Source organism: Dasania sp. GY-MA-18, assembly GCF_024734385.1.
GTDB classification, from domain to species: Bacteria; Pseudomonadota; Gammaproteobacteria; order Pseudomonadales; family Dasaniaceae; genus Dasania; species Dasania phycosphaerae.
The window spans coordinates 28,291-42,686 of sequence record NZ_JANHAP010000015.1 but is presented as its reverse complement, the minus strand read 5'-3'; the positions used below and the strand labels follow the sequence as shown (position 1 = coordinate 42,686).

Annotated in this window: 11 protein-coding genes; 7 read left to right on the top strand and 4 right to left on the bottom strand. The window is 48.1% G+C overall.

Annotated elements, in window-relative coordinates:
* Positions 1–17: 17 nt before the first annotated feature.
* Complete coding sequence (locus NO559_RS15545) at positions 18–2,267, bottom strand: TonB-dependent receptor (RefSeq protein ID WP_258332800.1); 2,250 nt, start codon at positions 2,265–2,267, stop codon at positions 18–20.
* A 263-nt stretch (positions 2,268–2,530) separates the two neighbouring features.
* On the opposite strand from NO559_RS15545, the gene csrA reads away from it, so the two are divergent.
* Entirely contained in the window at positions 2,531–2,722 is a 192-nt protein-coding gene (gene csrA, locus NO559_RS15540) for a carbon storage regulator CsrA (protein WP_258332799.1), read from the top strand.
* Between the two features lie 64 nt (positions 2,723–2,786).
* Here csrA and bioA read toward each other — a convergent pair whose 3' ends face one another.
* The gene (gene bioA, locus NO559_RS15535) at positions 2,787–4,082 is read right to left on the bottom strand and encodes an adenosylmethionine--8-amino-7-oxononanoate transaminase (protein WP_258332798.1); all 1,296 of its coding nucleotides are present in this window, start codon (positions 4,080–4,082) and stop codon (positions 2,787–2,789) included.
* A gap of 91 nt (positions 4,083–4,173) precedes the next feature.
* Here bioA and recQ point away from each other — a divergent pair, with 91 nt between their 5' ends.
* The 3 genes from recQ to NO559_RS15520 all read left to right on the top strand — a co-directional run bounded on the left by recQ (position 4,174) and on the right by NO559_RS15520 (position 7,601).
* A complete protein-coding gene (recQ, locus tag NO559_RS15530) occupies positions 4,174–5,991 on the top strand; it encodes a DNA helicase RecQ (protein WP_258332797.1) in 1,818 nt (605 codons plus the stop codon).
* A 2-nt stretch (positions 5,992–5,993) separates the two neighbouring features.
* Positions 5,994–6,662, top strand: coding sequence for a M48 family metallopeptidase (locus NO559_RS15525; RefSeq protein WP_258332796.1), 669 nt, complete (start codon positions 5,994–5,996; stop codon positions 6,660–6,662).
* A 99-nt stretch (positions 6,663–6,761) separates the two neighbouring features.
* Complete coding sequence (locus NO559_RS15520) at positions 6,762–7,601, top strand: glucosaminidase domain-containing protein (RefSeq protein WP_258332795.1); 840 nt, start codon at positions 6,762–6,764, stop codon at positions 7,599–7,601.
* Here the strand turns inward: NO559_RS15520 and NO559_RS15515 are convergent.
* Together NO559_RS15515 and NO559_RS15510 are read right to left on the bottom strand one after the other, a co-directional pair.
* Positions 7,598–8,674, bottom strand: coding sequence for a polysaccharide deacetylase family protein (locus tag NO559_RS15515; RefSeq protein WP_258332794.1), 1,077 nt, complete (start codon positions 8,672–8,674; stop codon positions 7,598–7,600). The genes NO559_RS15520 and NO559_RS15515 overlap by 4 nt on opposite strands.
* Positions 8,664–9,410, bottom strand: a complete 747-nt coding sequence (locus NO559_RS15510) for a flagellar brake protein (protein WP_258332793.1) — start codon at positions 9,408–9,410, stop codon at positions 8,664–8,666. Before NO559_RS15510 ends, NO559_RS15515 begins: the two co-directional genes overlap by 11 nt.
* A gap of 216 nt (positions 9,411–9,626) precedes the next feature.
* Here NO559_RS15510 and NO559_RS15505 point away from each other — a divergent pair, with 216 nt between their 5' ends.
* The 3 genes from NO559_RS15505 to NO559_RS15495 all read left to right on the top strand — a co-directional run bounded on the left by NO559_RS15505 (position 9,627) and on the right by NO559_RS15495 (position 14,305).
* Entirely contained in the window at positions 9,627–10,472 is an 846-nt protein-coding gene (locus tag NO559_RS15505; protein WP_258332792.1) for an HDOD domain-containing protein, read from the top strand.
* On the top strand, positions 10,469–11,863 hold the full coding sequence (sthA, locus tag NO559_RS15500; RefSeq protein ID WP_258332791.1) for a Si-specific NAD(P)(+) transhydrogenase: 1,395 nt from the start codon (positions 10,469–10,471) through the stop codon (positions 11,861–11,863). The genes NO559_RS15505 and sthA overlap by 4 nt, the downstream gene beginning before the upstream one ends.
* Positions 11,864–11,935: 72 nt before the next feature.
* Positions 11,936–14,305 (top strand): fatty acid cis/trans isomerase, encoded by a 2,370-nt coding sequence (locus tag NO559_RS15495; RefSeq protein WP_258332790.1) that lies wholly within the window; start codon positions 11,936–11,938, stop codon positions 14,303–14,305.
* Positions 14,306–14,396: the final 91 nt, after the last annotated feature.

The window sequence follows — 14,396 nt, the reverse complement described above, 5'->3', positions numbered from 1 at the left end:
GTTTAGTTGAGCTAATCTTAAAAGTTATAGCTTAACTCTATACCGTAGGTGCGTGGTGCGCCCCTAATGGTGTAGTTATAACCAAAGGCTTCACTGAGGTTAATGGCGTAGACCTTGTACTCTTGATCCGTTAGGTTTTTACCCCATAGGGCAAGCTTGATATTGCTGTTGCTGCTGGGCGTAAAGCTAATACGGCCGTCGACCAGGCTGTAGTTGCTTTGGCCTATACTGTCGTAGCCCGCGCTGTCGTTAAAGGCGGTAAACCATTGGTCATCAATAAATTGATAATTGAGGTAAAAGTCCAATTGCCCTTGTTTAATTGGCCACTGGTAATTGGCAGAGAGATTGGCATTGATATCGGGGGCATTGGCTAACGCATTACCCGATAGATCCCAACTTTGGCCACCCGCATCTAGATTGATGCCTTTTTTAAATTCCGAGTCTATCAAGCCCAGCCCCGCTTGCAGGCTGAGTTGTTCGGTGATTTGGGCGTTTAGCTCTAAATCCAAGCCTTTAACGCTGGCTCTGTCGGCACTTTCCAGCAACTGGCGGGTGCCGACTATATTAATAAATTGCAGGCCGCGATAGTCGTAGTAAAACAGTGCCGAGCGGTATTGCAGCTGGCCGTTTAACCATTGCCCCTTGGCACCAATTTCATAGGCGTTGACATACTCCGGGTCTACCGGGGCCAACTCGCTGGCGTCATTCACCGCGGCGCCGTTAAAAGCGCTACCGCGATAACCGCGGCTGTAAGAGCCGTAGAGCATGTGCTCATCGCTGAGCTGGTAGGCCAGCTTGCTGGTGCCGGTCCACTCTTCATCATTAATGCGTTGGCTGGGGTATGCCGCATTGGGCTCATAGGGGAATGTTAGGGGGATTAAACCCTCCAAGGGGACTCCAGCGTAATTGCCAATGGAAGTGTTAACGTTGTATTGCTTATTGCGGTCGCGGGTATAGCGCAGGCCAGCGGTGAGGGTGAGCGCATCGCTAAGCTGGTAGTCTAGCTGGCCGTAGATGGCTAGTGAGTGCCTGTCTTGCTCGTAGCGCTGCTCTTGGGTAAAGCCAGTGTTGGGAGGGGCGTAGCCGGGTAATACAGCCTCCAGACTGTGGAAGTAATCAAAGGTGACGTGGGTGTCTACGCTGTCTTGGTGGTAGTAAACCCCGGCAATATAGCCTAGCGGTGCGGTCTCTAGGCTGCTAATGCTAAATTCCTGGCTGAACTGGCGGCTGTCGGTGAGGTAGTCCAGCTCCAGTAACTGTTGGGGGGTGCCATCGCTATCGGCGCGCAAATCATAGCTGCTATCGTAGTAAGCGGTGGTGGAGTTTAGGTTAACGCTGTCCAGCTGCCAGTTAAGTGCCAAGCTGGCACCGTCTACCGCTATAGCCATTTTGCCATTTTTGCCATTATTGGCATCGTGGCCGTCAAAGCCACTGGGGCGTACATAAAAAGGTTGGCTAAACAGCCCTAGGGTGGCACTGAGTACATCTATATTGCCTGCTGCCGTGGCTATGGTGGCTTCAGGTATTACCGCGGGGGCGTTGGTGTCGCTGCGGCTGCTGTTAAGTTTGAGTATGGCTTCTACGTTGTCGTTGGCCTGATAGCGCAGGCTTAATCTATAAGATTGACGGTCAACTTGGTTGAGGTCATCTAGGCCTGGGGTATGATTTTCGCTATAGCCATCGGTGCGAGCAATATTGGTGGCTAAGCGTGCGGCCAGCTTATTCTCTATCAAGGGCGTCTCATAGGCACCGTTAAATTCGTGGGCATTGTAATTACCTAGGCTTAATGAGGCGTAGCCATCGGCAGTAAAGTCTGGGCTATTGCTCAGTAGGTTGATGGCCCCAGCCGTGGTATTGCGGCCGTATAAGGTCCCCTGTGGCCCTTTTAAGACTTCCACCCGTTGCAAGTCAAACATGGCTAGGCCGTGCATGAAATTGCTGCTGAGATAAACCCCGTCTTGATAGATACCCACGGGGCTGGATTGGTTAGTGCTGTAATCCGCCATGCTAATGCCGCGTATGGAGAACAGCGGTAGTACTTCGCCATTGGGTTGTGCCACCTGCAGGTTGGGTACCAGCGCCGAGATTTCGCTAAGGGTTTGCAGGCTGGAGCGTTGGATTAAGTCTGCGCTCAGCACGTTAACCGCCAAGGGCACTTTGGATAGTGCTTGCTCGCGCCTTAAGGCCGTGACTAACACTTCTTCTAAGGCCTGTGGATGGGAGGGTGTGGGGCTATTCGCTAAGCTAGGATTGGCTAATATGAACAAACTACCAAAACCTAGTAAGCCTATTGTTTTCGTATAATTCTTATTCAATGTTATTCCAAATTATCTAAATTAAGTTATGTGGGGGCTTATTCGGGAATAAGTGTAGACCAGATATCGGCAGCCTCCTTGAATTATTGAGCATCAGGAACTTTAATTAGGTGTATAGGTATAAGTCGTCATTGATGTAGCACCTTTGATGCTATACGATAGCGCATAGTTAGTTGATGGAACTACCAGGGATATTACCTTTAGGAGTTGTAACTATGTTGATTTTAACTAGAAGAGTCGGTGAGTCACTGAAAATCGGTGATGATGTCACAGTGACTGTATTAGCCAGCAAGGGCAATCAAATTCGTATAGGTATAGATGCCCCACGCGATGTTGAAGTCCACCGCGAAGAAATATATGAGCGCATACACGGTCAAGCTGAAATTGGTAACCAAAAAGAAGCTTAAACCATAAAAAAACCGAGTTAATACCTCGGTTTTTTTATGGCTATAAGACCTGCTAAAAGCAGCCTTATTGCAGGCTGAGGACTTTGACAATTTTAGCGCATAGCGTTGCCAGGTCTTCATCGCTAATAATAAAGGGCGGCATGGTATAAACCAGTTTGCCAAAGGGTCTAATCCATACCCCCTCGTCTACCAATTGTTTTTGTATAGTGGCCATATTCACGGCCTCTTTCATTTCTATTACCCCTATCGCTCCCAGTACGCGTACTTCCGCGACCTGCGCTAAATCTTGCGCGGGTTTTAAGCCCTGTTGCAATTGCTGCTCTATATTAGCGACTACCCGTTGCCAAGGCTGAGATAGTAGTAGCTCTATGCTGGCGCAGGCTACTGCCGTGGCCAGCGGGTTGCCCATAAAGGTAGGGCCGTGCATAAAGCAGCCGGCTTCGCCCTGGCTAATACCCGTGCTGATTTTTTCGGTGCATAGGGTGGCCGCTAGACTCAAATAGCCACCGGTAATGGCTTTGCCTAGGCACATAATATCGGGGCTGATATTGGCGTGCTCGCAGGCAAATAATTTACCGGTGCGGCCAAAGCCGGTGGCAATTTCATCCAGTATTAACAGCACATCGTATTCATCGCACAGCTGGCGCAGCCGTGTTAGGTAAGCGGGGGAGTAAAAATGCATACCGCCGGCGCCTTGCACTATGGGCTCTATAATCACCGCTGCCAGTTGTTGATGATGCTGCTCTAGCGCGGCTTTCATGTCGGCTATATGTTGCTCTTCAAAGCTTTCATCAAAGCGGCATTGAGGCTGGGCGACAAAATGGTGCTGAGGCAATACATCTTGAAAAATATGATGCATACCCGTGGTGGGGTCACATACCGCCATGGCGCCAAAGGTGTCGCCGTGGTAGCCATTGCGCACGGTTAATAATTGATTTTTCTCTTTGCGGCCTATGGAGTACCAATATTGCAAAGCCATCTTAATAGCGACTTCTACCGCCACAGAACCTGAGTCACTAATAAACACTTTAGACAGCGGCGCAGGAGTAATATCCACTAGCAGTTTGGCCAATTTGGCGGCGGGGGGGTGGGTAATACCGCCAAACATGACATGGGACATATCATCCAGTTGAGTCTTGGCGGCTTGGTTTAGCACCGGATGGTTGTAACCGTGTATGGCGGCCCACCAAGATGACATGCCGTCTATTAACTCGCGGCCGTCAGCCAGCTTTAGGCGCACACCTTTGGCCGACACCACAGGGTAACTGGGCGGTGCATCGGTCATGGAGGCATAGGGGTGCCAGATATGGGCTTTGTCTATGGCTAAAATTTGTTCGGTGCTAAGGGCGGAGTTGGACATAAGCTGGCCTGTATTGCTGGCAAAAAGCCTATTGTAATGAAAAGCCAACACTAACCACAACGAAAACCCATGAGCTGTGTATAATTGCGCCATGATAACAACGCCCCACACCCAAACCCCGCAAGCACTACTACAGCAACTCTATGGCTACGATAGTTTTCGTGGCGATCAAGAGGCGGTAATAAACACCTTAGTGGCTGGCGGCGATGCCTTGGTGTTAATGCCTACTGGGGCGGGGAAATCACTCTGTTATCAACTGCCTTCCATCTTGCGGCCGGGAGTGGGCATAGTGATTTCGCCCTTGATTGCCCTGATGCAAGATCAGGTTAATGCTATGCGCCAGCTGGGTGTTTCGGCGGCCTATTTAAACTCTACGCTCTCTATTGCCGAGCAAAATCATGTAGAGCAACAGCTGCGCGATCAGCAACTGGATTTACTCTACATCGCCCCTGAGCGTTTGATACAAGAGCGCACTCTGCAATTACTGTCGCAATGCCAGCTGGCATTATTTGCTATAGACGAGGCTCACTGTGTTTCGCAGTGGGGCCATGATTTCCGCTCTGACTATTTATCCCTAAGCTTATTGCACGATTATTTTCCGCAGGTGCCGCGGGTAGCTTTAACCGCCACTGCCGATGTGCGCACCCGGCAAGAAATTATTCACAGGCTGTCGCTGCAGCAAGCCCAGCAGTTTGTCGGTGGTTTCGACCGCCCCAACATACGCTATGCCATTGCAGTTAAAAGCAATGCACGTAAACAATTGCTGGCCTTTTTAAAAAATCGCCAAGGCGAGGCGGGCATTGTTTATTGCCTGTCGCGTCGCAAAGTGGAGGACACCGCCGAGTGGCTGACTAAGCAGGGCTATAATGCGTTGCCCTACCATGCAGGCTTACCGGCACAGCTGCGTGAAAGCCATCAAAATCGTTTTTTACGGGAAGAGGGCGTGATCATCGTCGCCACTATTGCCTTTGGTATGGGTATAGATAAACCCGATGTACGCTTTGTTGCCCACTTGGATTTACCCAAAAGCATAGAGGCCTACTATCAAGAAACCGGTAGGGCGGGTCGCGATGGTGGTGATTCTGAAGCCTGGATGGTTTACGGCTTGCAAGACGTAGTGCGCCTGCAGCAAATGCTGGCACAATCGGAAGGGGCCGAGCAGTTTAAACGGGTAGAGCGCCATAAGCTGGATGCCATGTTAGGGCTGTGTGAGGTCACCAGCTGTCGTCGCAAAGTGTTGTTGAATTATTTTAATGATGAAGCTTCAGAACATTGTGGCAACTGTGATAACTGCCAGATCCCTCCCGAAACCTGGGATGCCAGTGTGGCGGCACAAAAGGTGCTATCAGCCATTTATCGCACCGGCCAACGCTTTGGGGTAGGCCATATTTTGGATGTGTTGCAGGGCAAGGAAAGCGACAAAGTTTTGCAGCATGGCCACCAGCAACTCAGCACTTTTGGCATAGGTAAGGATATTTCCGAGCCGCAGTGGCGCTCGGTCATACGCCAATTAGTCGTGCGGGGCTTATTGCGGGTAGATGTAGAGGGTTATAGCGCGCTGCAATTAACCGAGCAGTGCCGTCCGATTTTAAAAGGCGAACAGGCTCTGCAATTACGTAAAGAAGAATTAAAAATCAGTAGCAGCAAACGTCAGCCCAGTAAAACAGAAGTGCCTATAGAGCATGAAGCTTTGTGGAACGCCTTGCGGGATTGTCGCAAGCGTATAGCCGATGAAAACAATGTGCCGCCCTATGTGGTGTTTGGCAATAAAACCCTGCGCGAGATGATTGAAGTCATGCCCATGTCGCTGCCTGAAATGTTGGCCATACACGGCGTAGGTGAGAATAAACTGGAAAAATACGGGGCCGAGTTTGTGTCGGTGATTAATGATTATGCTGAGGCTCTGTAAGCGTGTCTTTTGAATTCAGCGTAAAACGGCAGGCGCGTAAAACCATGGCTCTGCATGTGTTGGAAGACGCCAGTGTAGAAGTGCGCGTGCCCAAATGGTTGGCCAAACGCGAGATAGAGCGCTTTGTTAGCGAACGCCGCGACTGGGTACTGAAACAGCAGCAACAGCGTCGTCAAGCTTTGGCGAACAAACCTGGTTTTACTCACGGCGAGCTGCAACCTTATTTAGGTGAGCGCTACCCTTTGCAAATTAAAGCGGCAGCCCGCAACTGTGTGAGCCTGCAAGACGGTCACTTTAAGGTGGCGGCCACGCTGCCGCAGGATCAAGCTCATATTAAAAACTGTTTAACCGAGTGGTATAGGGCGCAGGGCAAAGTATATTTTTTACAGCGCTTGCAGTTTTATTTTCCTCAGTTACCTATCAACAAGGCCATGCCGCAATTAAAGCTAAGGGTGATGAAACGTCGCTGGGGCAGCTGCTCCAGTGCGGGGGTAATTACTCTTAATGTAGAGCTAATGAAATACCCGCAGGCTTGCATAGACTATGTGGTGGTACACGAGCTTTGTCATATGCTGGAGATGAACCACAGCCGCCGTTTTTACCAATATTTGGCCAGTATTTTCCCCGACTGGCGTCAACGTGAACTGTTATTAGAGCAGTTAGCCCAGTAATTTTCACCGCAAAGTCAAGATTGCGATGCAGCGGCTATTTCAGTAGCATCCGGCCCTCGCGCAAAAGCTTAATAGTGATACACCGCTAAAGGTTGGTTTATGTTAGTTCGTTATGTGATGCAAAAAGTGATGTTGCCCTTGCTGCTACTGTTTGTGGCTTTGATGGTGGTTTTATATATTTATTATCCTGAGCCTGAACCCTTTGATGCCACTGATCAATTAGATGAGCGCGCCGCCGCTTTAGTCAATACCTTGCCTGATTTTAAGCAGTACAAGTCAGTACGGAAAAAAAAGGCGGCTTTTTTTGCGTTTATGCTGCCTATGATAGAACTGGAAAACGATAGGATAATGCGGCGCCGGGCACGTATTTTAGAGCTGCAAGCGAGCTTACAGCAGGGCAATAAATTAGTCGCCAGCGACAAAAAATGGTTACTAAAGTGGGCAAAAAAATACAATGTCGAGAGTAAGGGTTATCAGCCGCTAAAAATAATAGAGCAGCTATTAATACGAGTGGATAAAATACCGCCTTCTTTGGCGCTGGCGCAATCAGCCAATGAATCAGCCTGGGGCACCTCGCGTTTTGCGCTACAGGGTAATAACTTATACGGGCAATGGTGCTTTTCGGTAGGCTGCGGCATAGTGCCCACAGGCAGGCCTGAGGGTGAAACCTACGAGGTGGCTAGTTTTGCCAGCCCTATGGACTCCGTGGTGAGCTATATGCATAACCTCAATGCCTACAGCGCTTATATAGAGCTGCGAGAGATACGTGCGGATTTACGCGCTAAAAATGCGCCCTTATCAGGTTCTGTTTTAGCTGAAGGTTTGCTCAGTTATTCCACTAGGGGTGAGGAGTATATTAAAGAGCTGCGGCAAATGATTAGAATTAACCGGTTAAGCCAATACGATCAGCCAAAAGTGGAAGCAGCGCTAAACCCTTAATCTAAAATCCAAGTGCCGTCATCTTTTAAACGCACCCACGGCTTGGAATACCAATAATAACGATTATCCCCGGCGGGTAGGGTGCAGTTATAACGCGAGCGTCCGGCAGGAATATCAACAGCCGCAGTAATTGTTACAGTATTAGCTTGCCACTGCAGTGGCAGCTTGCCACCAGGGCCGTAGCATTGAAAAAACGGTTTGTGTATAGCCTGCTTAAATTCCAATGTCACTGTGGGTTTTGATTGTTTGGCACTAAGCGGCGTTGCGCTACTGCTAAGCTCTATGGCAGGCATCGCTTTGGTGTGTATTTTAAGAATAAAATCATCCAGTTTGCTGTAATCACCGGCTATGGGGTAACGGGGGATGCTTTGGGCGTGGCTATAAGGACCTAAGGCACCCGATTGCTGGCCAAAAGCCAGGTAGCCCATTTGCGCTAGCTGTTCTTTTAAGCTTTGATTATGTTCGCCGTAGGGGTAGGCAAAGAGCTTATGTTGGCTGCCTATTTGCTCGGCGATGCGCTGCTGTGCGCCGTCGATTTCTTGCTGCATACGTTGTTGCCACTGCTTATCGTTTTCGCCCTCAAAACGGTAAAGCATATGGGGGTGGTTAACGGTATGGTTGGCAATAGTGGCACCGTTGCGGCTCATCTCTAATAAGGCTTGCCAGTTCAGCTGTTTATTAAACTGTTTATCTACTGAGTCGGTGGTGACGAAAATAGTAAAGGGCATGCCGCGTTGTTTGAGTCTAGGATAGGCTTGGCTGTATACCGATTCATAAGCATCATCAAAAGTAATCGCCACGACTTTATCGGGGATGCTAAGGCCTTGGCGGTAGTGAGTCATTAACTGCGGCAGTGGCCATACTTTAAAATCATTGGCCTGTAAATAATCCAGTTGCTGTTCAAACTGCTGTGGGCTCACGCTGGTAATAGCGGGAGTATCGTCAGCTACATGATGGTATAGCAGTATCACTGCGCTGTTATTAATAGTGTTTTCATTAGCTTGTTGCTCGCTGTAGCCAAGGCTGGTGCTGAGCAGGGTGATAAGCCCCAGGATAATATTTTTAACTGTCACGGTTCTCTCTTTTTCGTTGTTGGCGTTGTACGCTAGCCAGATATTGTTGTAGCTTATTTTTGTGTAATGGTTGCTTAATAATCAGCTTGCCACCTATTACGCTATGGGGGTGGCCGCCTTGTATTAGGTAGTTATTTAATATTTGAATCCGGCAATCTATGCTGTAGTCGTTGGGCAAAATAATCACCACATCGTCTAAGTAGCGAATATTTTTTAAGTGGTTTTGGACGTTGTCGCTAAAATATAACTTGATACCATTGCTTGAAAGGTTAGATATTCTGACTGATTTTAATGTTGGCTCTACATCGTTTAAGCGTATGCGCAGGCCACGTTCATTATCGACATAAACACGATAGCTGCTGCGGTTGTGATTATGCCCCAACTCTTTGGGCAACTCTAATAAATAACTGCTATCACTGCCGTTGCGGCAACGGCGAATCACCCGCGTGTAAAAGTTCAGCTGCTGGCCCGCGCTGTTGCTTATTAGCTGCAGGGTGGTGTTGGCGGTTAAGGGCTTATCCAGCGCGGGGAATAAATCATCAATTAACAGCTCATGATGCTCTTGGTCTATATGTAATATCAGGCTTTGATAATCTATAGGGTGATACTTCAACCGTATAGTAATGCTCTGATGGCTATCGCAGAGTTGCTGCAAGCGCTGGTAATGGCTGAGGGTACTGGCATTGGGCTGTTGGCCGCCCAGCATGGCCATAAGCCATTTTAGTTGTTTGATCATAGTCAATATCTAGCTGTTTAAGGGCGCTGGTATGATAAATCCGCTAGTGTTAGGCAACAACTGGCGAAAGGCTAGTGTAAAACCTAAGCTTTTAGACGGTGATTTTGTAAATATGATCTAAGCTGTTGAATACTAATAAATAAAGCTGCAGTGGGCAAAATAATAAGTGCTAGGCCTAAGGCCGGCAGCACAGCCCGACTATAAGGTGAAAAGATAATGCAAGATGATGTTTATAGTAGTGTAAGCCCTCTGTTGGAGCAGAAGATAGCCGTTCAGGCGCTATCACTGCCCATGTTACCCCAGGTTACCACTCATGTTTTAAGCCTAGTTAATGATGTTAATTCTGATGCCGCGGCGCTGTCGCGTTTAATCCAAAGCGACCAAGCCTTGGCGGGCCATGTTATGCGCATAGCCAATTCTGCTGCCTATAGCCCCAGCGCTAAAATGACCTCGCTACAGCAGGCCATAGCCCGATTGGGTATGCAAAATATTGCGGAAATAGCTATGGCTGCCACCATGGGGCCTAAGTTATTTGCGGCGCCTGGTTTTGAACCTTTGATAAAAGAGCTGTGGCTAGCGTCGTTATCGACGGCAGTATGGGCTAAAGAGATCGCGCGTAAAGCCCGTAAAAATGTGGAGTCTACTTTTTTATCGGGCTTATTGTTTCAGATTGGCAAGCCCGCGGTATTGCAGGCGGCGTTGGAGTGCGCCCAAGAGTTACAACTTGAGGTGGATAGGGCTAGTGCGCAGCGTTTGATTGATCGCTATCAGAAGCAGGTAGGGGTGATACTGGCAGAGCGCTGGCAATTACCGGCAGCGGTGGCTGAGACCATAGCCAATATTGATAGTGAGCAAGCGCAATCTAAAGCTCAGGATGTGATTGATGCCATTAGGGCGGCCAGAGTATTTGCACAAGTGGCTTTAGAGCAAGGCGAGTACGACGCAAAGGTTTTGGCTAGCGATCCCTATGTGGTAGTTATGAACCTGTATGTCAGTGATGTAGAGCAATTGCTGGAAAAACTGGACGATATTAATAACACCATAGAGGCCTTAAAGCTGTGAGTAGCGAACAACAATACGACATTATAGTAGTGGGCAGTGGCCCTGCTGGCCAAAAAGCAGCCGTGCAAGCAGCTAAGGCCGGTAAACGAGTGGCGATGATAGAAGGGGATAAAGTACTAGGTGGGGCCTGTGTACATAGAGGCACTATACCCAGTAAAACTCTGCGCGAAAACGCCCTGCGTATCGCTCATTTGCGTGGCCATGCTGAGATTTTTTCGTTTTCGCTACGCCCAGATACCGAAATGGCCGCTTTAATCGACAATATGCATTCGGTAATCAAAGCTCACGACGACTATATACATAAGCAAATCGCTCGTAACAAAATCGAACGGGTGCATGGTCGCGCCAGCTTTGTAGACAATAAAACCCTAAAAGTCGATATGCCCGGTGGCCAACAGCAAACTTTTAAGGCTGATTACTTTGTGATTGCCACCGGCTCCATACCCCGGCATGTAGACAATATAGAAGTGGATCACGAATACATCTACGACAGTGACTCTATACTGTCTATGATGTACTTGCCGCAAACTTTAACGGTACTAGGGGGCGGCGTAATTGCCAGTGAATATGCCTCTATCTTTGCCAGCCTGGGAGTAAGGGTGACTATGATAGATCGCTACCCCAGGCCCTTGGGTTTTTTAGATGCTGACTTAACCGATCGCTTTGTTCATGCCTTCGAGGCCAGTGGTGCTCAGTTTATTCCTAATGTAAAAGTCAATAGAGTGTATTGGGATGGGGTGTCACAGGTGATAACCGAGCTAGAGGGCGGGCGCATAGTACGCAGTGAAAAGCTACTGTCTGCCGCCGGTAGGGTGGCCAATGTAGAAGGGCTGTGTATAGAGAATGCCGGATTATCATTGAATGAACGTGGTATTATCCCCGTCGATAAACATTGTAAAACCGCGGTGGATAATATTTATGCCGCCGGTGATGTGATAGGGCCACCTTCATTGGCTTCGGCCTCTATGGAGCAAGGGCGCAGAGCTTGCCTGGGGGCCTTGGGCATAGATTTAGGTGAAATGACCGACATGATACCGTCGGGCATTTATGCCATACCTGAATTATCTACCGTAGGCATGAACGAGCAACAGGCTCGTGACAGCTATGGCGATGTTATTGTTGGCTATGCTCGTTTTGAGGAGATAGCCCGCGGCCAAATTTCTGGCGTGCAAGACGGCTTGTTAAAATTAATTGCCTGCCCCAAAGGCAAAAAATTATTAGGGGTGGCGATAGTGGGTGAGGGCGCTACCGAACTCATTCATATAGGGCAGATGGCGCTGTTATCGAATATGGAGGTCGATGGCTTTGTGGAAAATATTTTTAATTTTCCCACCCTGGCAGAAGCCTATAGAGTGGCGGCATTACATATAGCAGGGCAGCGAGCTAGCTAACAATAAGTTCTAGTTTTGATTAAAAACCAGCACTTGTGCTGGTTTTTTTATAAATAAAAAGTGAAAGCGATAATGAAAAAAAGTTTTACAGCGGCGTTGTTATTGGTCTTAACAGGCTGTGCGGTATACGCCAGCCACCAGTTGGACTTGCAATTTGGCGAGCCGCAGGTGCGCGAACGTATGTTGAGCGAGCACAATCACTCGGCCGAGCTGATGGAATACCGACGCGATGTAAAACCGATATTAGATAATCGCTGCGTGGTGTGCCACGGCTGCTATGACGCGCCCTGCCAGTTAAAGTTATCTAGCTTTGAGGGTATAGATAGGGGGGCGACTAAGGCCAAGGTCTACGACGGCAAACGCCTATTGGCCAGTAATGTCAGCCGCTTATTTATCGATGCCGAAAATACCCAGCAGTGGCGCAATAAAGGGTTTTATCCGGTATTAAATGAGCGACTACAAACGCCGCAAAATAATTTAGACGGCAGTGTTATGTATAGGCTGCTGGCAATGAAGCAGCACCAGCCCTTGCCGAAAGTGACACAATTGGGCTCAGAGTTTGATTTTGCTTTAAATCGCGACCAACAATGCCCCAAAATTGAAGAGCTGGACAGTTTTGAAAAGGATTATCCACTGTGGGGTATGCCTTATGGCTTGCCAGGTTTAAATAGCCAGGAATTTAATACGGTTAAGCAATGGTTGGAGCAGGGCGCGGCAGTGCGCGAAAGAGGCGCCCTAGGCCCTGAGTATCAAAATAAACTGGCCTTGTGGGAAGGTTTTTTAAATGGCCCCAGCAACAAGCATAAACTGAGTGCCAGGTATATTTATGAGCATTTGTTTATTGCTCATCTGTATTTTCCCGATTTGCCTGCCGGTGAGTTTTTTCGCTTAGTGCGTTCTTATACCCCTAGCGGTGAGCCTATACGGGTGATCTCCACGCGCAGGCCCTATGATGATCCTGGTGTAGAGGTGTTTTATTATCGCTTGCAAAGAGTAAATAGCACCATCACCGCTAAAGAACACATGCCTTACAGCTTGGATTCAGGGCGCATGTTGCGCTGGCATCAGTGGTTTATTAAGGCCGATTATGCGGTGAATGAGCTGCCATCCTACGAGCGGAAAAAATCAGCCAACCCTTTTATTAGCTTTGCGCAACTGCCTGTTAAATCACGTTATCAATTTATGCTGGAAGAGGCCGCTTTCACCATCAATGGTTTTATTAAAGGGCCAGTGTGTCGTGGCCAAATTGCTTTAAATGTTATTGATGATCATTTTTGGGTGTTGTTTGTTGATCCTGACGAAAATCTTATGCATAAAGTGGAACGCTTTATTACTAAAGAGTCAGATACGCTGAATTTACCTGCTGAAAAAAGTAGCCAAACCCTGTCGCTGTTGAATTGGCTGGCTTACTCTAAAAGTGAGAGTGAATATTTAAAAGAAAAAGAAAGCTTAAAGAAGTTATATTTCTCCAAGGGTAAAAAACTAGAATTGGATTTTATTTGGGATGGTGATGGCGATAATGACAATTTAGCCCTAACCGTGTTTAGGCATTTTGATAGTGCTACGGTAAAAAAAGGTTTGTTAGGAAAACAACCTAAAACCGCCTGGTTAATTGATTACCCATTATTAGAGCGCATCCATTATTTGCTGGTTTCTGGCTTTGATGTTTATGGCAATACGGGCCACCAGTTATTGACCCGTTTGTATATGGATTTTTTACGCATGGAGGGGGAACGTAATTTTCTCAATTTATTACCATCAGCCAGTGCCAAGCAAGAGCTGGAATTTTGGTATAGAGATGAAGAGGAGAGCGTGAAAAAGTATATTGACAGTTTGGCTAGCGGTAATGATAACGAACTGGGTATAGCTTATAAAAGTGCTAACCCTAAGGCTGAGTTATTTGAATTATTACAGCAGCGCATAGGGGGCAAACTATTGCCAGAAGACAGTATTAATCGGCCAGTCACTATGGCGGCAGCGGGCTCTATGCAGCACTCCTTGCAAACCTTGGCGGAGTTTAATGGCGAGGCTATTAGTTATTTGCCTGAAGTGTTGTTGATACGAGTTGGCAAGGCAGGTATGCAGGGCGGTGATGAACTGTACACCTTGCTTAGCAATCGTGCGCGCAGTAATGTGCTGACACTATTACGCGAGAAGTCCACGCTGATACCTAAGGAGCAAACCGTTACTGTGATTAACGGTGTGGTGGGGGCTTACCCCAATACCTTTGTGCATGTGCCAGAGCAAAAAATGGCTGATTTTGTTGCCGAGTTAAAGGCTATTGATAGTGAGCAGGCTTATCGTAAATTACTTGACCACTACGGTATACGCAGAACCTCATCGCAGTTTTGGTCTTACAGCGATTGGCTACACCATTATTATAAACGCAGCGAGCCTGTGGCCTCGGGGCTGCTGGACTTTAATCGTATAGAAAACCGCTAGTCTGGCTAGGCGCGAACACAATAAGGGCTGAGTAGTGGGTTGAGCTGGATTGCTCACCCAGCGATAGAAAATGGGCTGGTGCCAACTGGCT

Coding starts and splice junctions, on each gene's coding strand:
- csrA (WP_258332799.1), top strand. CDS start 2,531: ATGTTGATTTTAACTAGAAGAGTCGGTGAGTCACTGAAAATCGGTGAT.
- bioA (WP_258332798.1), bottom strand. CDS start 4,082: ATGTCCAACTCCGCCCTTAGCACCGAACAAATTTTAGCCATAGACAAA.
- recQ (WP_258332797.1), top strand. CDS start 4,174: ATGATAACAACGCCCCACACCCAAACCCCGCAAGCACTACTACAGCAA.
- NO559_RS15520 (WP_258332795.1), top strand. CDS start 6,762: ATGTTAGTTCGTTATGTGATGCAAAAAGTGATGTTGCCCTTGCTGCTA.
- NO559_RS15510 (WP_258332793.1), bottom strand. CDS start 9,410: ATGATCAAACAACTAAAATGGCTTATGGCCATGCTGGGCGGCCAACAG.
- NO559_RS15505 (WP_258332792.1), top strand. CDS start 9,627: ATGCAAGATGATGTTTATAGTAGTGTAAGCCCTCTGTTGGAGCAGAAG.
- NO559_RS15495 (WP_258332790.1), top strand. CDS start 11,936: ATGAAAAAAAGTTTTACAGCGGCGTTGTTATTGGTCTTAACAGGCTGT.